17 protein-coding genes are annotated in these 20923 nt (G+C 64.8%); 9 read left to right on the top strand and 8 right to left on the bottom strand.

Annotated elements, in window-relative coordinates; genetic code table 11:
* Positions 1–261 precede the first annotated feature (261 nt).
* Genes ACUYMY_RS12985 through ACUYMY_RS12950 form a run of 8 tightly spaced genes read left to right on the top strand, consistent with a single transcriptional unit; the run spans position 262 to position 9737 of the window.
* Positions 262–1686, top strand: coding sequence for a glycoside hydrolase family 15 protein (locus ACUYMY_RS12985; protein ID WP_481703958.1), 1425 nt, complete (start codon positions 262–264; stop codon positions 1684–1686).
* Positions 1687–1710: 24 nt separating this feature from the next.
* A complete protein-coding gene (locus tag ACUYMY_RS12980) occupies positions 1711–3636 on the top strand; it encodes a GMC family oxidoreductase (protein WP_481703957.1) in 1926 nt (641 codons plus the stop codon).
* The gene (locus ACUYMY_RS12975) at positions 3633–4742 is read left to right on the top strand and encodes a ferritin-like domain-containing protein (protein ID WP_481703956.1); all 1110 of its coding nucleotides are present in this window, start codon (positions 3633–3635) and stop codon (positions 4740–4742) included. The genes ACUYMY_RS12980 and ACUYMY_RS12975 overlap by 4 nt, the downstream gene beginning before the upstream one ends.
* A complete protein-coding gene (locus ACUYMY_RS12970; protein WP_481703955.1) occupies positions 4739–5248 on the top strand; it encodes a hypothetical protein in 510 nt (169 codons plus the stop codon). Before ACUYMY_RS12975 ends, ACUYMY_RS12970 begins: the two co-directional genes overlap by 4 nt.
* Positions 5245–6168 carry a myo-inosose-2 dehydratase gene (iolE, locus tag ACUYMY_RS12965; protein ID WP_481703954.1) on the top strand — a complete coding sequence of 308 codons (924 nt, stop codon included), beginning with the start codon at positions 5245–5247 and terminating at the stop codon, positions 6166–6168. Before ACUYMY_RS12970 ends, iolE begins: the two co-directional genes overlap by 4 nt.
* A gap of 13 nt (positions 6169–6181) precedes the next feature.
* A complete protein-coding gene (locus tag ACUYMY_RS12960) occupies positions 6182–7237 on the top strand; it encodes a sugar phosphate isomerase/epimerase family protein (RefSeq protein ID WP_481703953.1) in 1056 nt (351 codons plus the stop codon).
* Positions 7237–8064 (top strand): MBL fold metallo-hydrolase, encoded by an 828-nt coding sequence (locus tag ACUYMY_RS12955; protein WP_481703952.1) that lies wholly within the window; start codon positions 7237–7239, stop codon positions 8062–8064. The genes ACUYMY_RS12960 and ACUYMY_RS12955 overlap by 1 nt, the downstream gene beginning before the upstream one ends.
* Before the next feature lie 17 nt (positions 8065–8081).
* Positions 8082–9737: an alpha-keto acid decarboxylase family protein gene (locus tag ACUYMY_RS12950; RefSeq protein ID WP_481703951.1), complete on the top strand. Its 1656-nt coding sequence runs from the start codon at positions 8082–8084 to the stop codon at positions 9735–9737.
* 316 nt (positions 9738–10053) lie between these two features.
* Here the strand turns inward: ACUYMY_RS12950 and ACUYMY_RS12945 are convergent, their stop codons facing one another.
* The 3 genes from ACUYMY_RS12945 to ACUYMY_RS12935 all read right to left on the bottom strand — a co-directional run bounded on the left by ACUYMY_RS12945 (position 10054) and on the right by ACUYMY_RS12935 (position 14574).
* Positions 10054–11964, bottom strand: a complete 1911-nt coding sequence (locus tag ACUYMY_RS12945; protein WP_481703950.1) for a glycosyl hydrolase family 28-related protein — start codon at positions 11962–11964, stop codon at positions 10054–10056.
* Positions 11965–12047: 83 nt separating this feature from the next.
* Positions 12048–13505: a hypothetical protein gene (locus ACUYMY_RS12940; protein ID WP_481703949.1), complete on the bottom strand. Its 1458-nt coding sequence runs from the start codon at positions 13503–13505 to the stop codon at positions 12048–12050.
* A 256-nt stretch (positions 13506–13761) separates the two neighbouring features.
* Entirely contained in the window at positions 13762–14574 is an 813-nt protein-coding gene (locus tag ACUYMY_RS12935; RefSeq protein WP_481703948.1) for an SGNH/GDSL hydrolase family protein, read from the bottom strand.
* Between the two features lie 164 nt (positions 14575–14738).
* Here ACUYMY_RS12935 and ACUYMY_RS12930 point away from each other — a divergent pair, with 164 nt between their 5' ends.
* Positions 14739–14888, top strand: coding sequence for a hypothetical protein (locus tag ACUYMY_RS12930; protein ID WP_481703947.1), 150 nt, complete (start codon positions 14739–14741; stop codon positions 14886–14888).
* 60 nt (positions 14889–14948) lie between these two features.
* Here the strand turns inward: ACUYMY_RS12930 and ACUYMY_RS12925 are convergent, their stop codons facing one another.
* Genes ACUYMY_RS12925 through pseB form a run of 5 tightly spaced genes read right to left on the bottom strand, consistent with a single transcriptional unit; the run spans position 14949 to position 20815 of the window.
* The gene (locus ACUYMY_RS12925; RefSeq protein ID WP_481703946.1) at positions 14949–16427 is read right to left on the bottom strand and encodes a sugar transferase; all 1479 of its coding nucleotides are present in this window, start codon (positions 16425–16427) and stop codon (positions 14949–14951) included.
* Between the two features lie 48 nt (positions 16428–16475).
* Positions 16476–17939, bottom strand: a complete 1464-nt coding sequence (locus ACUYMY_RS12920) for a GNAT family N-acetyltransferase (protein WP_481703945.1) — start codon at positions 17937–17939, stop codon at positions 16476–16478.
* Between the two features lie 3 nt (positions 17940–17942).
* On the bottom strand, positions 17943–18677 hold the full coding sequence (locus ACUYMY_RS12915) for a cytidylyltransferase domain-containing protein (RefSeq protein ID WP_481703944.1): 735 nt from the start codon (positions 18675–18677) through the stop codon (positions 17943–17945).
* An 18-nt stretch (positions 18678–18695) separates the two neighbouring features.
* Positions 18696–19823 (bottom strand): DegT/DnrJ/EryC1/StrS family aminotransferase, encoded by a 1128-nt coding sequence (locus tag ACUYMY_RS12910; protein WP_481703943.1) that lies wholly within the window; start codon positions 19821–19823, stop codon positions 18696–18698.
* Positions 19820–20815, bottom strand: a complete 996-nt coding sequence (pseB, locus tag ACUYMY_RS12905; RefSeq protein ID WP_481703942.1) for a UDP-N-acetylglucosamine 4,6-dehydratase (inverting) — start codon at positions 20813–20815, stop codon at positions 19820–19822. Before pseB ends, ACUYMY_RS12910 begins: the two co-directional genes overlap by 4 nt.
* Positions 20816–20923 lie beyond the last annotated feature (108 nt).

Below are 20923 nucleotides of genomic sequence, written 5' to 3'. Positions count from 1 at the left end.
CTCTGCCCGCCTTGCCAGCATTCGGTCTGTCAGTTTCGTCTGATCCCCAAAGTGCTGCGAATGGATCAGCGGACGGCGATCGTGAATATTTTGATCAGCCTGTGTTTGTTATCAGACTGCGTCTCGTGGGGGACGGGACGGGATGACTGGCTGGCCCGTGGGTGGTTGCACCGGGCTCGCGATCGCACCTTAAACGCTTTTGCCTATCGACAGGCCGCGCTCCATCGCGCCCTCAAAGCCCGAAAGAAACGGAGTTCAGCAATGAGCGTGTCAACCGAAGCTCCCGCCACGCATGCCCGAACGAGCCGGACCACCGGCACGCCCCAGACGCGGGCCACAGTCCAGAACTCCTTCGCCCCGGGAGCGGTGGATCTGCCCTCGCTCGTCCCGACCATGTTCACCTTCATGTTCCGGAACATCGCCAGTGACGGCTTCATCTTCAGCGATCCCCAGTCGCCGGGCGATATCTCCCGTGACTCGAGGCCGGGCTGCATCATCGCGGCCCCGTCCTTCCCGGCGGAGACCCCTGGGACCGACGAGGACTACGTCTTCAACTGGGTGCGGGACGGGGCCATCACGGCCATGGAGGTGGCCAAGGCCATCCTGCCCACCGACCAGGACGGGTCGGTGCAGACGCTCAACGACTACGTGACCTTCGCCGACCTCTGCCACTCCAACGCCCAGCCGACCAAGGGCCACGCGTGCTTCGCCATTGCCGGCGACGCCCGCCCCTGGACCGAGCAGAACGACGGCCCGGCCCTGCAGTCGATCACGCTCCTGGCCGCCTACGACCAGCTCGACGCGAACGCCCAGAAGCTCGCGGTCGGGCTCGTGAACGAGAACGTGGCCTTCCTCCTCGGCGTCTACGAGGACCCCACCACGAACCTGTGGGAGGAGCACACCGGCTACAGCTTCTTCGCCCGCTCCGCCCAGCTGCGCTGCTTCGAGGAGATCCAGGCAACGACCGTCGCCGGGATCGAGAAGCCGGCCGCCCTGCAGCCGGCCATCGATTGGCTGCGCCAGGCCATCGCGGGCCACTGGGACGGGAGCAAGTACGTGAGCATGATGGCCGATCCGGGCAACGGGGCCCCGCCATCGCCCCAGGACCCGGTCGTCCCCGGCTACGACCCGAACATCGACATCGTCCAGGCGGCCGTCTACGGCGCGGTTCCCGTCACCGACCCAAGGCTGCTGGCCACGGCGGCCCAGCTGCGCTCGCAGTGGGAGGAGGGCGGAATCGCCTTCTACCCGATCAACAAGGCGGACAAGGAGCAGTTCGGCATCGGGCCGATGTTTGGCCGCTACCCGGGGGACGTGTACGACGGCGACGCCGCGCACCCGGTGCTCGGCGGCCACCCCTGGGCCCTCTCGACGTGCAACGTCGCCGAGCTGCACTACAGGCTGGCCGCCGAGATCGTGGCCAGCGGCACGGTGCCCATTGACGAGCTGTCCGCGCCCTTCTTCGCCCAGTCCGGCATCGACGGGACGACGGAGCCGGCGGCGGCCGCGGCCGCCCTGGCGGCCACCGGCGACGCGATGGTGCGCGCCGTCGTCTACCACAGCGACCACCTCGAGCTCTCCGAGCAGTTCGACGGCACCACCGGCTACGAGCGCAGCGTCCGCAACCTGACGTGGAGCTACGCGGCCTACCTGTCCGCCATGCGAGCCCGCGCCGACGTCGTCTGAGCCCGTAGCACCAGGAGGAGTGACATGTACGTGAGATTCCCCCACGGGGCGGCGAACCGCACCGACCCCGCGGCGGCGGCGGAGGTCCTCTACGACGCCGTGATCGTCGGCGGCGGGATCGCCGGCTCCATCATCGCCTCGCGGCTGAGCGAGGCCGGCAAAAGGGTGCTCATCCTCGAAGCGGGCTCGGCCGAGGACATCACCCTGAAGGGCTACGAGGGCTACCTCGAGCGCTTCTACTCGGCGACGAGCAAGGACAACCAGGCGCCCTACCCGGTGGTGGCCAACGCCCCGATGCCCCGCGGCACCGACGCCCGGCGCATCGCCCCGGGCACGCCGGACGCCTCGGCCTACATCGTCCAGAACGGGCCCTTCGCCACGGACACCACCTACACGAGGGTCCTCGGCGGCACGACCATGCACTGGGAGGCCAAGACGCCGCGGATGCTGCCGGACGACTTCCGCATGCGCACGCTCTACGGCGAGGGGGCCGACTGGCCGCTGACCTACGAGGACCTCGCCCCGTACTACAATGAGGCCGAGCGCGAGATCGGCGTCTCGGCCGACGTCGAGGACCAGGCCTACCTCGGGACCACCTTCGACGAGGGCTACGTCTACCCCATGAAGGGGCTGCCCCTCTCGTACCTGGACCAGATGGTCGCGAGGGACGTCGACGGGATGCCGGTCGAGCTCGACGGCGAGAAGCGCCAGCTGCGGGTCCGGCCGTGGCCGCAGGGCCGGAACGGGATACCGAACCCGGCGTACGACGGCGGGAAGGGTTACGTTCCGCGGGGGGCGGTGAGCACCTTCCAGGTCGAGCTCGGCGGGCGCTGCCAGGGCAACAACAACTGCGTGCCCCTCTGCCCCGTGCAGGCCAAGTACCACGCCGGCAAGACGCTCGCCGTGGCCCTCCAGAGCGGCCGGGTCGACCTCGTGGCCCAGGCCGTGGCCTACAAGGTGCACGTCGACGGGCAGACCGGCCGGGTGACCGAGATCGAGTACCGCCGCTACGACAAGCCCGACAGCACGAGCTTCACCACCCTGAGGGCCCGGGGCCGGCTGTTCATCCTGGCCGCCAACGCCGTGGAGAACCCCCGGCTCATGCTGGCCTCCGGCCTGCGGAGCTCGAGCGGGATGATGGGACGGAACTTCATGGACCACGCCTACCTGCTCGCGTGGGCCCTTCTCCCGGAGGTGGCCGGCACCTTTCGGGGCACCAACTGCACCGGCGGGATCACGGACCTGCGCGCTGGCCACTTCCGCCGGCGGCAGGCCGCCTTCAGCGTCGACATCCACAATGACGGCTGGGGCTGGGCCCGCGGGGCACCCATGACGGACCTGATCGACCTCGTGGACGCCGGCGGCCGCTATGGCGAGAGCCTGCGGCAGGGCCTCGTGGACCGGGTGTCCCGGCAGCTGCAGCTCGCGTTCATGGTCGAGGTCCCCGCCAACCCGAGCAACCGGATCACCGTGGACCCGGCCTTCACGGACCACCTGGGGAACATGCGGCCCATCCTCACCTACGACATCCCCGACTACACGATGCGCGGGGTGGCGTACGCCCGGCAGCTGTCGAAGCGGATCTTCGCCCGCCTCGGGGCCGAGGACCACACGGAGTACGACCCCGCCTTCTGGGGCTACGCCGTCCACGAAGGGGAGGGCTACGAGATCCGAGGGGGCAACCACCTCGCCGGCACCCACATGATGGGCCGCGTCCCGACGACGTCCGTGGTCAACGCGGACCAGCGCTCCTGGGACCACCAGAACCTCTACATGGTCGGCGGGGGGAGCATGCCCACCGTGGGCACCTCGAACGTCACGCTCACCGTCGCGGCCCTGTGCCTGCGGAGCGTCCGCGCCATGCTGGCCCAGCTCGAGGCCGAGACCGCACCGATCAGGGTCGCCTCTAACGGCGCCGTCCGTCCCCACCCCCAGGAGGTGTCCCAGTGACCGCGACGACCATCAACACCCGTGACGACCTCATCGCCTACCTGCACGCGGCGATCGCGCTCGAGCACGCCACGATCCCCCCGTACCTGACCGCGCTCTACTCGATCCACCCCGGCACGAACTCCGACGCCGCCCACGTCATCCGGGTAATCGTGGTGGAGGAGATGCTGCACTTGACCCTCGCCGCCAACGTCCTGAACGCCATCGGCGGGACCCCGGACCTGACCCGCCCGGGCTTCGTGCCGGACTACCCGGCCTACCTGCCCGACGGCGAGGACGACTTCACCGTGGACCTGCGTCCCTTCTCGCGCGAGGCTATCGAGACGTTCTGCAGGATCGAGCGGCCCGGCTCCGCTCCCGCGGGCCACTCGCGGCTCGTGCGCATTGCCGACGGCGGGCGGCGGCCCCTGGTCTCGAGCCCGACGGTCGAGGGGATGCGCTTCTACAGCATCGGCGAGTTCTACGAGGAGATCATCGAGGGGCTCGAGGAGGTGGCCGCGGCCGATCCGGGGCTCTTCAGCGGCGACCCGGCCAGGCAGGTGGGGCCCGAGTACTTCTACTCCGGCGGCGGTGCGGCGATCCCGGTCGTGGACCTGGACTCGGCCCGGCAGGCGCTGCAGTTCATCTCCGAGCAGGGCGAGGGCCTCGACTCGGGCATCTACGACGACGACGGGGAGCTCGCGCACTACTACCGGTACCGGCAGCTGCAGCTCGGCCGCTACTACCAGGCCGGCGACCACCCCGACTCGCCCTCTGGCCCGCCCCTCACCGTCGCGTGGGACGAGGTGTTCAGGGTCAAGGTCAGCGCCAAGCTGGCCGACTACCCGCCCGGATCGGAGCTCGCCGCCATGGCGCAGGGCTTCAACGCCGACTACGGGGACTTCCTCGCACTCCTCACCCAGGCGTTCAACGGCCAGCCCGCCCTTCTGCTCGACGCCGTGCAGTCCATGTTCCGCCTGCGCGACGGGTTCAACCGGCTCGTGCGCAACCCGCTGCCGGGCAGCGGCGGGCTCCACGCCGCCCCCACCTTCGAGGTACCGACGGCGGACCGGACAGCGCTCGATGCCGCCCGGACCGCCGGCGACGCGCAGGCGGTGGGCCGGTGACCGCCGAGCCGTTCGGTGAGTTCCTCCGCCTCTCGGCCGACCTCACGGACTTCGAGGAGACCGACCTGCTCGGCACAGGGCTGGCCCATGAGTATCTGGCCAAGGTGAGGGCCGCCTGCGGCGACGACGTCGTCGTCGGCCTTCTGGACGCCTACCGCGCCGCCCGCGCCGAAGCGACAGGTGACGACGGGCGGTGCGACCCGACCCTGCTCGACCGGGCCCTGCGCCACCGGATCTTCAGTGACGAGCGCCTCGGGCCGGTGGCGCGCAACATCGTCAAGCTCTGGTACGCGGGGATGTGGTACGGGCTGCCGCCCGAGTGGACCGACCGGTACGGGGCCCACGCCGCGGCCGAGACCTCCACCGTCACCTCCGCCTCCTATCAGGAGGGGCTGCTGTGGCGGGCCATCGGGGCCAACCCCCCGGGTGCCAAGGCGCCCGGCTACGGCTCCTGGGCCAAGCCACCCCGGATCGAGCACCGCTTCCTGAAAGGGGCACAACGATGACAATGCAAGAGGACCGCCTCTACCGCCTCGGCCCGGACAGAGTGAAGATCGGCGTCTGCTGCACCCTCTGGTGGAACGACGACTTCCCGACCATCGACGCCGGCATCACTTTCGGCCAGGCCGTGAGCGAGATGGCGCTCGCGGGCTTCCAGGGCTGCAGCATCGGGCACAAGTACCCCTCCGACAACGCCACGCTCAAGGCCGCCCTCGACCTCCGCGGCCTGGAGATATCCGAGCCGTGGACGAGCACGTACTTCACGATCAAGAACATGCGGCAGAAGACGATCGCCGCCTTCGAGGAGACGCTGGCCCGCCTCAAGGCACTCGGCGGGACCGAGCTCGTCGTGGCCGAGTTCGGGGCCTCCTCGCACCTGCTCCCCGTGGACGTGTTCGCCGACCGCCCGGTCTTCACGGACGCCCAGTGGGATGACCTGACCTCGGGCCTCGAGGAGCTCGGCAAGATCGCCAGGTCGGCCGAGATGAGGCTCAGCTACCACCACCACATGGGCACGGGCGTCATGTACCGGGCCGACATCGACCGGCTCATGGCCTCGACGGATCCGGAGCTGGTCCACCTGCTGCTCGACACGGGCCATGTCGCCTTCGCCGGCGACGATCCGCTGGACGTGGCCCGGGCCCACGCGGACCGCATCGGCCACGTGCACCTCAAGAGCGTCCGCCCCGAGGTCGTGAGCCGGGTCCGCGAAGAGGGCCTCTCGTTCCAGGAAGCCGTGGAGCTCGGCGTCTTCACGGTGCCGGGCGACGGCGCGATCGACTTCCGGCCCATCCTCGACGTGCTCGCCGACGTCGGCTACGAGGGGTGGCTGGTCGTGGAGGCCGAGCAGGACCCGAACAAGGCCAACCCGCTCGAATACGCCAAGAACGCCCGCGCCTACCTCGAAGACGTCCTGGGCTGGTAGGGGGAGATCAGGAATGAACGAGACATCAGCGCGAGACGTGTTCTTCAGCTTCTTCATGTTCACCGCCGACCTGAGGCCGCAGGACCCGACCTACACGGAGACCCTGATCGACCATCTGCGGGCCCTCACCGAGATGGGCTACGACGGCTTCGACCTGCACATCGCGCCCCAGCCGCCCGGCGTCGACCACCGGCGCGAGGTCGAGGCCTATGCCGATCTCAAGACGGCCTTCGACATCGCAGGGCTCGCGGGGGCGAAGTTCACCACCAACGTCGGGACCACGCGGACGTTCGACCCGACGTCGCCCTATGAGGAGCAGCGCCGGCAGGCCCTGGCCTACCTCAAGTCCCGCGTCGACATCACGCGGGTCCTCGGCGACGACGACTCGATCATGTCCGGGCCGTTCCTCTACCCCTATGGGGTGTTCCCGGTGACGGACGCCAACGAGCCGATCTGGTCCGACGCCCTGCGGGACTGGATCAAGCCCCGCTTCCACGCGGCGCGCGCCGTCTTCGAGGAGCTCGCGGAGTACGCCGCAGCGCAAGGGGTCAAGCTCGCCGTCGAGCCCGTCAAGAGCTGGGAGACGCCCCCGCCCAACATGGTCTCGGAGGCGCTGGACTTCCTCGACACCCTCGGGAACCCACACGGCGCCGGCGTGACGATCGACACCGCGCAGGTCGTGATGGAGAGCCAGGGCCCGGGGGTCTTCCGGGAGAACGTGGCCCGGGCCGTGAGGCAGGACCGGCTCCACTACGTCCACATCTCGGCACCCGACCGGGGTGCGGTGCACGACAGCTGGATCCCGTGGGAGACCATCCTGAGCGAGGTGGAGCCGGTCTACAGCGGGCCCTACCTGGTCGAGGTGTTCAACGCGATCCCGCCGTTCGACAGCTCCATGCGGATGGCCCGCCGCCGCTTCTGGCGCCCGGGCGAGGACGCGCCGTCGTCCGCCGCGAGCGCGTACGACGTCGCCCGGGCCGCGCTCGCGGAGCTGCGTGAGCAGATCGCCCTGTACGCGCAGGCCCGTTCCGATGCGACGCTGCTGGCCTACACCGGAGAGGACGACTGATGCTGGCCCAGGTGTCGGACCCCATCGTCATGGTCGTGAAGCAGGCGGGCGGCGTCCGTCTCCACACCTTCGTCTCCTCCTTCGAGTACAGCAACATCGCCAACGCGACGCACATCATCGAGACCGCGAACCAGCTGGTCCTCGTCGACTCGCAGTTCCTCGTTCCCTATGCGCGGGCCTTCAGGGACTACGCGGACAGCCTCGGCAAGCCGATCAGGAGGCTGTACCTCTCCCACCGGCACCCCGACCACTGGTTCGGCACGGGCGCCGCGTTCGCCGACACCCCGATCTACGCGCTGCCGGAGACCATGAAGTTCATCCAGGAGCACGGAGAGGACTCGAGGAGCGACCACTGGAAGCTCGGCGACCTCGTCCCGGACCAGATCGTCGTCCCGGGGGAGGTTGTCAGCCTGGGGGAGGAGACGATCGACGGGGTCAGGTACCTCTTCGACTGCGTCACGGACACCGAGATCGACTTCCACCTCACCATCCGGCTCCCCGAGCTGGGGGTGTACTTCGCCCAGGACCTGATCTACAGCGGCACCCACCTGTACCTGTCGCAGGACATGGGCCACTGGATCCGGGTCCTGCAGGAGATGCTCCTGACGGACTACGAGCTGTTCATGCCCGGCCACGGCCTGCCGGCGGACAAGAACGAGGTGGCCCGGAACGTCGAGTACCTCAGCGCCGCGCAGCAGGCGATCGGCAACGGGCTCACGGACAGCGCCTTCAAGGACTTCATGCTCCAGCGCTACCCCGAGCGCAAGTGCCCGGGGATCTTCGACATCTACCTGCCCCGGCTGTTCGGCGGCGCGAGCAGCTACTGACTGGAGGCCAACACATCATGGACGCGGCATACACCGTAGGGCAGTACCTCGTAGACCGGCTCCACCAGCTCGGCCTCGAGCACCTGTTCTCCATCGCGGGGGACTACTCGATCGACTGGGTGAACCGGTACGTCACGCCGAGCGGCATCGAGATCATCGAGGAAGTCAACGAGGTCAACGCCGGCTATGCCGCGGACGGCTACGCGCGGCTGAAGGGAATCGGCGCCCTCTGCGTGACCTACTCCGCGGGGGCCTTGTGCGCCGTGAATGCCGTGGCCGGGGCCTACGTCGAGAAGGTGCCGCTCGTGCTGATCAACGGCACGCCGAGCATCAAGAAGACCATCACCTTCGAGCAGACCGGGTTCAGCGCGCATCACTTCATCACCGGGCGCGAGACGGACCTCCAGTCGTTCGAGCACATCACGTCCGCCGCCGTCCGCGTGGACAGCCCCGACCTGGCGCCGATGCTGATCGACTATGCGCTGACGCGGTGCATCAGCGAGCGGCGTCCGGTGTACATCGAGCTCCTCCAGGACATGGTCGACTTGGAGTGCGAGCCGCCGAGGGGCGAGCTGAAGCCGGCCAGGGCGATCTCGGACGAGACGAGCCTGGAGGAGTCCGTCGCGCGGATCTGCTCACGGCTCGAGAGCGCCGAGAACCCGCTCATCTGGGTCGGCGTGGAGGTGGACCGCCTCGGCCTCCAGCAGAAGACGACGAGCCTGATCCAGCAGCTGAAGGTTCCCTTCGTGACGGAGCTCCTGAGCAAGGCCGTCCTCCCCGAGGACGACGAGCTGTTCGTCGGCGTGCTGGACGGCCAGGCGTCATCGGCGGCCGTTCAAGACCTGGCCAGGACGTCCGATTTCATCCTGGCCCTCGGCGTGTGGCTGACGGACATCAACTCGCTGGGCTGGAGCCCGGACTTCGACAAGACCGCGTTCGCCTCGTTGGATGCGGTCAAGCTCGGAACCTACTTCGGCGGGCAGGTGGCGCTGGAGCACCTGATCGACGGGATCCTGGAGAAGCAGCCCGCGCCCAAGGTTCGGAACCTGGAGGCGGCACTGGCCTTTACCGGATCGACCGCGGCTTTGACCGACGAGATCACGTACCAGGGGTTCTACGATTTCATCCGGCCGTACATCGGCGAGAACACCATCGTCGGCAGCGATGCCAGCATGAACTACTTCGGCAGCATGCTGCTCGAGGTGCCCACGCCGGGCGCGTTCATCGCCCAGTCGTCCTACTCCTCGATCGGCTACATCGCGGCGGCCGCGACCGGCATCTGCCTGGCCAAGAGGCCCGAGCAGAGGGTCATGGTCTTCTCCGGGGACGGAGGCTTCCAGATGACCGCCCAATGCCTCTCGACCCAGACGCGCTTCAGGCTCAACCCGATCGTCTTCGTCCTCGACAATGGCGTCTACGGGGTGGAGCAGTGGCTCGCCGATGCGTCTGTCTTCCCCGCCGGCAAGCCGTTCTACAAGTCCTGCATCCTGCACCCGTGGAACTACAGCAAGCTGGCGGAGGTGTTCGGCTGCGAGGGGTGGAAGGTCAGCACCTATTGGGAGCTGGAGGAAGCCGTGGCGGGCGCCTTGGCGAACTCGAACAGCCCGTCCATCATCCAGGTCGTGGTGCCTGACCACTCGATTCCCGAGAATGCGGAGTGGAAGGCGCATTAGTGGCTCTTCGTGATTCGTTGGCATTGGCTCGCGAACGGTGGCCTATTAGGCCTAGCACGACCTGCTGGCGGTTCAGGAGCTTCCTCCGCCGCTCAATCCCGAGGCCATCTGGCGGTATGCGGCAGTATCGGACACGGCTCGCGGCATCCACAGTCTCGGCGGCGTCCTGAACGTTCTGGGCGTCGCTCACATCTTGGCCAGACGCCTCAGGCGAATCTGGCGCGAGCATCAGCTTGGCGTATTGACCCTGTTCCGCGAAGTAGGACCGTCGCCTGGAGAGGCGGCATGTATCACAGGGTGTGCACTATCCCGGCGGTTAGGACGCTCGGATGAGATGCACGCCGAGAAGCGAGGCGTCGGCGGCGTACGTGTCGCTGCCGCTGGCCGCGTTCCGGTCCACTCGGATGACCATCGGCGTCGTGCCCCTCGCCTTCCCAGAGGCGATCTTGAAACGGATCGCCTGCCCGGCCACACCTGGTGTGGGCTGGGGCGTTCCGGGATTGGCCGTGTTGCCGTTGCTGGTGAGCTGGCCGTGGACGATAAATGAGTAGTTCAGGTCCCAGATGACGTTTCCGACGGCACTGTCCGTGGCCGCCCAGACGATGTAGGCGTCGAAGGTCTCCCAGTCGTTGGGGAGGGAGGCGATCTGCCCGACGACCTGTTCGATGGTGGAGGCGTCGAACTGCCACGCTATGGGGTAGCCGACGCCGGGTTGGCCGGTCAGGCTCGGGGAGCCGGTGATCGCGCCCATCGCGGACGCGGGGAGGTAGACCTGATCCGGGATGAGTGTGGTGGAGTCGATTCCGCCGAGGGCGCAGGAGCGGAAGGCGTAGCGGCCGAGCCCCGAGGCCGCGGGCGAACCCGTGAAGCCCCACCCGTCCGCCGTCTCGACGCTCACGTTGTTGAAGTCGCACTGCCTGTTCGTGGAATCCACGTCGAAGCCGTGCCCCGCACTTCCGGTGTCTGTCCCGACGGCTCGGAAGTGCACGTCGCGGACGAGGGCCCGGATGCTGTTCCGCGCCACGAGGCCAGACTTCCCGAGCTGGAGCCCGAACACCCCCTCGACGGTGATGGTGTCGCAGTTGTTCAAGACGATCCCATTCGACAGAGAGCCTCCCACCCCCGCGTTCCCTGACATGTCCACGCCGCGGATGCTCGAATTGTTCACGTACGTCAGTGAGATGACGTCGGCCCTGGTCTCGGTGTGCTTGCTGTCCCGGATGGTGATCTTGGAGTGCGGGTTGCCGCTCGCGCCGGTCACCACGATGTGCCGGCCGAGGCCGTTCGAGTCGAAGAAGTTTCCCTCGATGATCCCGTGGAGCACCTTGGCTGCGGGCGTGATCTCGATCGCGGCGTCGGTGGGAGCATTCCCGATGTTGTGGAATCGGCAGTCGCGGACGGTGTTGCCGCGGTTCTGATCGGCGTTCGGGCCAGAGTGGTAAAGGGAATCCTTGCCGTCGATCACGACGCCCTTCAGGCAGTTGGAGAACATCGTCTCGGCGTCGAACATGGCGTTTCGGCCGCGGGTGCGGGCGCCGATGGCCAGGCCCTGGAATGTAGTCCCACGGATCGCGGCATCGATGTTCCCGTCCCGGTCGCCATAGAGGTCCAGGCCGATGACGGTGGCGCCGGCGCCGTTGGTTGCGGATGGGTCTCCGAGGAGTGCGATGTCCTCGAGCACGAACCCCGGCGCCTTCACGACGAGCATGACAGTCGAGGCGATGGTGCAGCGGATGGATACGGCGTAACCATCGCGGGGAGCGCCGAGGAAGCGCAGGTTCGGGGTCGTGATGGTCAGAGATCCAGAGACCCTGTAGAAGGCGCCGGAACCCGTTGCCGGGAAGAAGACCGTGCCACCCGGGCCGGATGCGTTGATGGCCGCCTGGATGGCCGCCGTGTCGTCCGTTGCTCCGTCGCCCTTCGCGCCGTACGCTTTGACGCTCAGGGGCGCAGCGTCCTTACGCGCGAACGCTGTTGAGAGATCGGGCAGCTGTGCCGCTGGGATCTTGGAGGCAGGGTCCAGTGTGGCGACGCCGGATGGCGCGCCCTTCTCGGCGAGGGGCACGTAGCTGCCGGGCTGGTTCTTGTCGCCGGGGGCCGCGTGGGCAGCGGCCGCGGCCACCATTGACGCGCTTGTGGTGGCCGCGATTGCGGTGCCGAACCTCAGCAGTCCACGGCGCCCCGTGTCCGGGGTCGCAGCCCGGGGCGGCTTTTTCCTACCGATCATGCAAAGAACGGTACGGATACAGGCAGCATGCGAGCCAGCGTGACGAGTACGCGGATATTGGGCCCCTGCGCGGCCCTGGCTACTTAGTCGACCGCCGAGGTACTCAGCCGCGGATGCTTTGTGGCGGGCCGCGGGGTGGTGCGGGGGCGGAGCCGCCTGTTCTCGTCGGTTCGGGCACGGCGGGAAAGCCACCATGCGAGCGCGAGGGCCAGCAGGAGGTAGCCGAGGACTTCGTACAGGGAGCCCCGGAGGACGATGAAGAGCAGGGCTGCGACGGGCGCCTGGGCGAGCGCTGCGAAACTGAACACCGCGCCCTGTCCGCGGCGGCGGGCGACGAGTGCGCCGAGGAGAAGGAATGCGACGATGACGCCGGTCCATCCGGCGATGAGAAATGCTTCACCCCAGAGTGGCATGGACACGTTCGTGTAGCCCATGCCGGTCGACGTGGCGACAACGGGTCCGCTGGCGTGTCCTTGGACGCCTTGGCTGAGCCCTGGAATCCAGCGGAAGAACGGGGCGATCAGCAGATCTTCCCTGCTGGGCAGGTCGCCGCCGATGACGCCGTCCATGGAGACGGCGCGTACAAGCATCTCGAAGGCGTCGAAGTCGAAGCTGGTGAGGCTGACCTTGGGGCTGAGCGCTTCGATCTGGGTGGCTCCGGTGCCGTCGCCGCGCAGGACGTCGAGGGTCGGGAACACGGTGACGAAGAGGAAGACGATGCCGCCCGGGAGCCAGCGCAGCGCCACGGGGCGCAGCATGACGGCTGCGAGGGCTACCAGGACGCTTCCCGTGAGGAATCTTGACCCGATGAACGGGTTCGCCGCGTACAACCCGGCCAGCACGCTGGCGGCGACAAGGAGTGGCGAAGTCCTCGCCCCGGCCTTCCGTGCCGCGATCGCCAGCGCCGGGACAATGATGGCCCCGGCGGTGGAGAAGAAGTACAGGGTCCCGAACGCTGGGATGTCGTCACGCGCGATTAGGGCGTCCTGGAATTCTTTCCGTCCCGAGAACAGACCGTCTCCCATGAGGGCGCTGAACGCGATGACGGAGACGATGTGCAGGGCCATGAGGGTGGAGATGGCCTTGGCTGTGCGGGGGTACGTGCTCGGGCTGATGGAAGTGCGTTTGAGGGGTGGCCGGCGCAGGCGTTTGGGCAGGATCGCTCCCGCAGCGATGGCCGCGTAGGTCACGAGGATGATCTGCTGGGCCGTTACCAGATGTCGCTCGTCGGGGTCGAACCCCCACGGGAATACCCCTGCGCCCAACTGGTAGGCGGGGGCGAGGCCCAAGAACAGGAAGCACCACACCCACAGCACGGACCATGCGATGCTGTGTCGCCTCGACATCACGGATGCAAGGATCAGGAAGGCGGGGATGATGACCAGCGCCACGGCCTGGGTCACCACTGCTTCCGTCCTGAAGGGAGACTGGACGAGCTCGGATATGGCGTCAGCAGCCAGCCAGCCCGTCAGCAGGGCGTATGCGAAGAAGAGCGTGACCGGCCACCATGGGAGTCTCTTGCCGTAGACCGACGCAGCCATGTAGTCCCCCCTGTTTGGCGGGCCCTCCGGGGTCCGCTCCTCAATCACTCAGGATATCGGTCGGAGGACGACGAAGCCGCCCCCACTTGACCGCTCGGGGTCGAGGTGGGGGGAGCTCGTCACACGGGGGACGCTTGGAGGGCCACGGTGAAGGTGGCGTCTTCGTTGCGGGCACCCTGATGGCCGCACCGGAGTCCTGGTACGCCTGCAGCTCTGGGTAATCGCCGGCGTTCAGATAGACGAGATCGGTGAGTGCTTAGTCACCCCCGAGGTACTTGTTATTCCAGGGCCCGCACAGCGGGCACGTGGTCGCGGGCGCTGTCAGGGAGACCGTCCAGCGGCTGGGGCTGGCCCGGGCCTCCCCGCTGTTGCCGGCATCCAGGAGGACTTGGAGCTGCGCGAGGACGGCCTCGGCCATGCGGCGCCCGCCGGCGTCGTTCGCGTGGATGCCGTCGGCGCTCAGGCCAGCCTGCCATGTGCCGTCCGCTTGGGCGACGCCGCTCGTGACGTCCACCCAGCCGATCCCCTCGGAGCGCGCCCAGCCAGACAGCAGGGAGTTCACCTCGAGAACCTCCTCCCCGAGCGATTGCGACGGCGGCACGGAGACGAGGACGGGCTGTGCCCCGGCCTCCTCGACGGCACGGGCGAGGGCCTCGACGTCGGCGGCGGTCTGGGCGGGGGAGGAGCCCGCGAGCAGGAGGTCGTTGGTGCCTGCCTGCACGAGAACACTCCCGCCGAGGGCTGTAGCCTCCCGCGCCCATGTGCGCAGCTCCACGGAGGTCTTGCCTGGGTGGGAGGAGAGCACACCCTCCGTCACGCCCGGCAGGGCCCCGGCGGCGACCGTCCGCTCGAACCACGAGCCGGGCCAGCTCGAGTGCGAGTCGCCCAGGACGCTGACGGCCGTCAGTGCGCCCACCGGTCCCGCGGCCGCGGCAACGCCGCCGCGGGCATGTCCGCCAGCGGCGGGTGAGGGCGCGGCGGGCGACGGCGGGGCGTCCTGCGCCGGGGCGGGGGAGCAGGCAGCGAGTGCCAGCGCGAGAGCGGCCGCCGCGGTCAGCAAGCGACGCATGAGGACTCCATGCCTCCCATGATGAGCGATGCGCGGTCCGCGGGCGATTCCCTTCCTCCTCGCGCGGTGTGACGGCGCTGGTTTGATCGCGGGGCGTAACTCGCGGTATGTGTGGGGATGGGAACGTGCGGCCGTGCGTTCGGACCACATCGAAGGGGGCAACGATGAGTCGTCAGAAGACGAGTGAGCGTGGGCGCTACGAGCGCGAGAAGTGGCGCATGCAGAATCAGAAGAAGATCGACACGGCAAAGACCGTGATCGTGCTGGGCCTCGTCGTCATGGTGGCCGGGTTCATCATCTTGAACTGGCGGTAGGCCGGAGGCCCGGCGCCTCTGGGGTCAGGAGACGCCGGGCACTGCCGCAAGCAGGAAAGATCAGAAGGCCCCGGCGCTGCCCACAACTGCCTTGAACGTCTTGAAAAGGATGACGATGTCACCCATAAGTGACCAGTTCTCTACGTAATAAAGATCCAGTCGGATGCTCTCCTCCCAGCTAAGCCGGGATCGGCCGCTAACCTGCCACAGCCCGCTCATACCAGGCAGGACATAGAGACGCCTGTGAGCAGCCGAATCGTAGAGAGCAACTTCCATGGCTCTTTGAGGTCTTGGACCCACCAAGCTCATACTTCCTGTCAGGACATTGAAGAGCTGAGGCAACTCATCGAGGGAAAATTTCCGGAGATATCTTCCTACGGCAGTGATTCGAGGGTCATTTGTCACCTTGAACAGCGGCTTGTCGTCAGTTCCCTGGCTCTTCAGAAGCTTCTGGAGCTCTGAATCTGCCCCCGTTCGCATTGAGCGAAACTTGAGCATATGGAACGTCTGTCCTTGGAGTCCCACTCGTTCCTGGACATAGAAGACAGGACCGCGGCTTGTGACCTTGACCAAGAGAGCAATCAATAGCATAAGGGGAGACAAAGCGAGAATCAGCATTGCTGCGAACGCAATGTCAAATGCGCGCTTCGCGACTCGCTTGCCCCCTGTGAGCTTGGGGGTGGATACGTGAATCAGCGGCAACCCAGCCAGGGGTTGCGTGTGGATCCGGGGACCAGCCACATCTGTTAATGCGGGGGCTAGAATCATCCCGATGTCACGCTCGGCTAGTTCCCAACTTAGACGCCGTAGATCTTCGGGATGTACATGAAAACCGGCTGAGACCGCCACAGCGTCCACCTCAAGGGCTTCGATTGTTGCGATCATCCCTTTTATCCCCGGAGTCGCTGTACGAATTGTCACGCCGAGACCGTTTAGAGTGTCTGTATTGACCTCGGTAGGAACATAGGCCGCCACTGGAAGGTAACCAGATGCAGGCACACTATTCAGGGAACGAATCAAATGAGCGGCGGAGGAGGGGTTACCAACGATCATGACTCGCAGACTGCTCTGGCCGTGCGCGCGCTCGATAGCCAATTTTTGGCGGAGCAGCCATCGCGCGATAAGTAGCCCGAGAAGCCCAGCCGGGAAAGCCAAGCCTACAAATCCCCTAGCTATCTCAATCCGAGAGGCGTAGGAAATTACGGCTACAGCGCCAAAAAGCCATGCCGAGGCCGCGAATACTCTCTTGTACTCCTCCGCCCCAACGCCCAATATGGTCGGTTCGCGTGTACCCCAGAGTCCGAGCATGGCCCACCAAGCCAGGGCGAGACCTGCAGAAATCATGGCATACCGCATGTCGTCAGCGGGAGCCTGATCAAGATTCGAAAGCGTGAATCTGCCGACGTACGCTCCGGACACGGCCCAGACCACTACAGCGGCGTCAACTAAACGGAGACGCCGCACATGCTTCTGCCGCCATATTTCGGCTATTCGAGCGTCAACAGCTTCCTCGGACCGTGCCCGAAGGTCGATGTCCATTAACTCACCCCAATCGGCGTCGCGTTACGCGCCGCACCCAAAGCTTCTTCAAATACCCTTTTCCCACTCGAAAAATTCGGCGGTAGAACGAGAAGTCCTTCGATATCCGCACTTCTCGAAGAGTCGATTCGAAGGAAGATTGTTATCCTTCACTCCTGCCAGGATCACAACTGGCTGAGCCACATGGCGAGCGAGCGCTAGTTCCGCTTCCGTCAGCAGTTGCGACCCCAATCGTTGGCCTCGCAATTCAGGACTCACGGCAAGAGAAATTTCCCACTTTTCCCCCTCGGTCGACATTTTGTCGAATCGGACCGTTCCCGCTGGTATATTCCCGCGGTAAGCCATGAAAAGTTGACGGTCTTCGCGAGCCAGTGTCTCAGCCAACCATTGAATATGGTTACCCCACGTCAAAGGCTGAGTGTTCCTCGAAGCCTCTCGAACACGCGGATCATTCCGCCACTCAAAGAGGTTGGAGGCATCGCTCAACGTCGCTCTCCGGAGGCGAAGTCCGTTGACGTTAGCCAACAGGCCGAATTCCCAGGCCTTGACGATTCGTGAAGCCCCGTGGACATCGATTCTCGGATCGGACTCACTTCTGAAATTGGGAAGCATTGCCAACGAGGCAACTATTCCTCCGGAGCGTCTGGTGAGATCCGTGGCGCTTCCCAGGCCGATCATTGACTTCGAGCTCGTCATATACTCATAATTAGCCGCTTGATTGTCAGCTTGGGCCAGTACGGCCGTCGGGACTCCAGCGGCCGCTAACTCCCATACGGTGGTGCCTGCGGCCGAAATGGCCGCGTCTATACTGCCGAAGAGACTCACGACATCTTCGGACGGCTTCGTCCAATGGATCTCGTACGAGCCCCGTGTCTCCGTATATTCTTCTGGGATTCCTGGGATCACTGCATAGCAGATCGAATGCGGAACAGCCGCGCCCCACAATGAGACAACCTCGGCACCGACCCCTGAGGCATCAGTACCGCCCATCATGACCAATATTTTGGGTGGACTGTTGGAATCGCCCTTGGAGCGCCTCCGGCGGCGAGATGCGGCCACGGCCACGGCCTTCCGTAATGGAAGGTAGTCCAGTCCACGAAGGTGCGTTGAGGAACCAGCGCCTTGCCTATATTGAAGCTGTGCCTCCGGCGACGGATCAACGATGAAGTCTGCGGTGCGGGAACCGTGGGAGCCGTCTTCCATATTGGAAAATGAGATCCCAGCTGCTTGAGCGGCAACGTGAAGATCCATAGGAGCTGTGTAACTGTCACAGTGAATCAGATTCGCATGGACGTCTTGTGCCAGGCCGATTAGGCTCTCAACAGACCCAGCAGAATCGAGGAAAGGAATTTTCCGCTGCGAGAGAGCATGGAGTCCAAAGTCGGTCGTGACGTTCCCTGCGAAGGCGACTTCATGGCCGGCAGAGAGGGCAGCCTCGGCAAGAGCGATCGATCGAATGAGGTGTCCAGCGCCCGACGAACGCGTCGCATCGCAGTGGAAGAGGACCTTCACGTCTCATCCTTCCCTAAGGGCCTTCTGCGGGACATCCTCATTGAGTGCTGAAATTTCTGGATGTGCACTCATGAGTGCTACGAGTTCTCCCCAAGGTACGATTCGATCGCCTGTAAGCTTCACAAGTTCGGTGATGGCGCGATGGTCTGAGGGAGTATCTAGCGTCAGTCGAAATTTCGAAGCGTCGGGACGTGTGAAAACCCCGAGCTGCGAAAAGCTCATCGAATCGTCGTAGAGAAGGCTCGTAACATGCGTCCGGTGGTACCGCTCTCGCGTGTCAGATGCGCTCATCAACGCCTGAACCCGCGCACACTCCACATCCAAACCCCGGGGCAGCGTCCTATTAAGGGTGGTCGCTACATAGTCCACATTGTCGTTGTATCGCCATATGCTGGCGACGGCATCGATCAAGGCGGGATCGAGAAGGGGGCAGTCTGCGGTGAGCCGGATAATGGCGTCTGCCCTAGTTTCATGAGCTGCATCAATGAATCGCGTGAGCACGTCCTCGAGGGGACCCCGTATGCATCGCACGTTCCTCTCCTCGGCAAAGGCAGCCAGGACATCGTCAGTGGGATCGACGGATGTGGCGAGAACGACTTCGTCGACCTCCCTGCTCGCTTGGGCGGCGCGGAATACCCAATCCAAAGCTGGACGTCCGGCCAACGGCAAGAGCACTTTGCCTGGCAGACGTGTAGATGTCATTCGGGCCTGGATGACTGCAACAACGCGCTTTGTCACTTCGGCTGGCCTCCCATATCAGCCCCCACGAACTGCCGACCGAACCGCATCGCAAATTTCTGACAGCTCGGGCTCATTCAGTCCGGCGAACATTGGAAGCGAGATCTCGCGGCTGTAGAAGTCCTCTGCTCGGGGGCATAGGCCCCGTTCGTAACCGAGGTCCTGAAAAACGGGATGCCAGTACGCGGGAATGTAGTTCACTTGAACACCGATTCCCTGGGCTCTCAGCTTCTCGAATATCTCTCTACGACGACCAGATTCCACGCGCAGCGGATAAAGGTGCCACATGGGATCAGTGCCGGGCTCCTGCCACGGCAGTTCGACCTCATCCAGATCGCCTAGTGCCTGTGCATAAAATTCGAAGACAAGTTTACGCTTGCGCTTGAATTCATCCAGCCTCTTAAGTTGGCTAATTCCAAGCGCCGCCAACACGTCCGGGAGACGATAATTCAGCCCAAAGCTGTGGACTTCTTGATGCCAGGGTCCTTCATCCGGAGTGCGCTGGCTCGCCTTGTCTCTGACGAGTCCATGGTTCTTGAAGCGCCGACAGGCGACACTGAGGACATCGCTGTCAGTTACGACGGCCCCACCCTCGGCAGTCGTCAGGTTCTTTGTGGGGAAGAATGAGAAGGTTGTCAGGTCAGCCTGAGAACCGACGAGCCTACCCTCCCTCTCGGATCCCACAGAGTGAGCTGCGTCCTGGATGATGGTGACGTCGGGGCCTACAACATCGCGCAAGAGAGGAATGTTTGAGGGTAGACCGGCATAGTCAACGGTCGTTACGACCCGCGTCCTCGAACTAATATGCTGCCGAACAGCATCGGGATCGAGGTTGCCGGTTCGCGGGTCGATGTCAGCGAAGATGACCTTAGCTCCCGTCAGGGCAGCAGCGGCCGCGGTGGCAACGAAAGTCAAGGGTGTCGTGATCACCTCATCGCCCTCGCCGAGGTTCAGGGAATTGTAGGCGACGTGCAGGGCCGCTGTCCCTGACGTGACAGACACGGCATGCTTGGCTGACACTGCGGCGGCGATAGCGGACTCAAACTGGTCAACGGTTGGCCCGGTCGTTAACCAATCGCCCCTGAGAACGTTGACTACAGCCTGGATGTCTTCGTCATTTATCGATTGCCGGCCGTAGGGAATCATCGGCCCGCCCTCTCCTCTTGCTCAATGAGGGCACGGATCTCATCGACGGACAGCCAGTGGTCGTTGGTGTGCGACTGGAATGAAAAATCATCAGGCATTTGGACGCCATTGCTAGGAGGCGTGAAGCCCCAGCCACTCAGGTGAGGGGTCACGACATATCGGCTATCGATCATGAGTGTCCGCCGGGCATCGTCAAGCGCGATCATCTCTTCATGCAGCTTCTCACCCGGACGGATTCCGATTTGATGAGTAGCAGCGCCGGGAGCGATGGCCTCGGCAAGATCTGTAATTCGCAGTGAAGGAATCCTGGGAACATAGAGTTCCCCTCCGGACATCATGTCGAAAGAATCGAGCACAAACTTGACGGCTTGGGGGAGCGTGATCCAGAAGCGGGTCATACGGTTGTCCGTAATCGGCAACGAATGTCCCTCTGCTGCGAGTTTCTTCCAGATTGGAACAATGCTGCCACGGGAGCCCATAACGTTCCCATAGCGCACGACGGAGAATCGCGTCTCGTATGAAGCGGCATAATGATTGGCAGAGATAAACATACGGTCTGCACAAAGCTTGGTAGCCCCATACAAGTTGATTGGGCTGGAAGCCTTGTCCGTTGACAGCGCGACAACACGCTTCACACCGGCATCGATACAAGCATCGATTACGTTCTGCGAGCCTCGAACATTCGTTTCGATATATTCGAATGGGTTATATTCGGCGGTGTCGACCTGCTTGAGTGCGGCGGCATGGATGACATATTCAACCCCGTGGAGAGCGCGATCAAGCCGCTTGCGATCGCGGATGTCCCCAATGAACCACCTGAGTCGCGGGTCATCCTTGAACATCCGCCGAACTTCGAGTTGCTTTAGTTCATCCCGGCTAAATACAACTAGGCGACCAACATTGCGAGTCTCAAGCAATTCGCCAATTAGCGCCTTGCCCAAGGACCCAGTGCCGCCTGTGATGAGAATAGACGCGCCAGAAAGATCGTTCATTAGTTTCCCCAATTTCAGGAACGTTCGGCTTGCCGGTTTTTCTGAGTGGCCATCCAACGTTCCGTTGTACCCGCCTCGCCCGGTCGGAGCGAGCCAACATCGCGACCC

It is taken from the genome of Sinomonas sp. T428B, from assembly GCF_056780155.1.
Note: the sequence above shows the minus strand (reverse complement) of the source record. Positions and strands in the feature narration are given on the sequence as shown.

Bases quoted from the DNA above. Each gene is read 5' to 3' on its own strand.
- ACUYMY_RS12985 (WP_481703958.1), top strand. From the start codon at position 262: ATGAGCGTGTCAACCGAAGCTCCCGCCACGCATGCCCGAACGAGCCGG.
- ACUYMY_RS12980 (WP_481703957.1), top strand. From the start codon at position 1,711: ATGTACGTGAGATTCCCCCACGGGGCGGCGAACCGCACCGACCCCGCG.
- iolE (WP_481703954.1), top strand. From the start codon at position 5,245: ATGACAATGCAAGAGGACCGCCTCTACCGCCTCGGCCCGGACAGAGTG.
- ACUYMY_RS12960 (WP_481703953.1), top strand. From the start codon at position 6,182: ATGAACGAGACATCAGCGCGAGACGTGTTCTTCAGCTTCTTCATGTTC.
- ACUYMY_RS12955 (WP_481703952.1), top strand. From the start codon at position 7,237: ATGCTGGCCCAGGTGTCGGACCCCATCGTCATGGTCGTGAAGCAGGCG.
- ACUYMY_RS12950 (WP_481703951.1), top strand. From the start codon at position 8,082: ATGGACGCGGCATACACCGTAGGGCAGTACCTCGTAGACCGGCTCCAC.
- ACUYMY_RS12945 (WP_481703950.1), bottom strand. From the start codon at position 11,964: ATGATCGGTAGGAAAAAGCCGCCCCGGGCTGCGACCCCGGACACGGGG.
- ACUYMY_RS12940 (WP_481703949.1), bottom strand. From the start codon at position 13,505: ATGGCTGCGTCGGTCTACGGCAAGAGACTCCCATGGTGGCCGGTCACG.
- ACUYMY_RS12935 (WP_481703948.1), bottom strand. From the start codon at position 14,574: ATGCGTCGCTTGCTGACCGCGGCGGCCGCTCTCGCGCTGGCACTCGCT.
- ACUYMY_RS12930 (WP_481703947.1), top strand. From the start codon at position 14,739: ATGAGTCGTCAGAAGACGAGTGAGCGTGGGCGCTACGAGCGCGAGAAG.
- ACUYMY_RS12925 (WP_481703946.1), bottom strand. From the start codon at position 16,427: ATGGACATCGACCTTCGGGCACGGTCCGAGGAAGCTGTTGACGCTCGA.
- ACUYMY_RS12910 (WP_481703943.1), bottom strand. From the start codon at position 19,823: ATGATTCCCTACGGCCGGCAATCGATAAATGACGAAGACATCCAGGCT.
- pseB (WP_481703942.1), bottom strand. From the start codon at position 20,815: ATGAACGATCTTTCTGGCGCGTCTATTCTCATCACAGGCGGCACTGGG.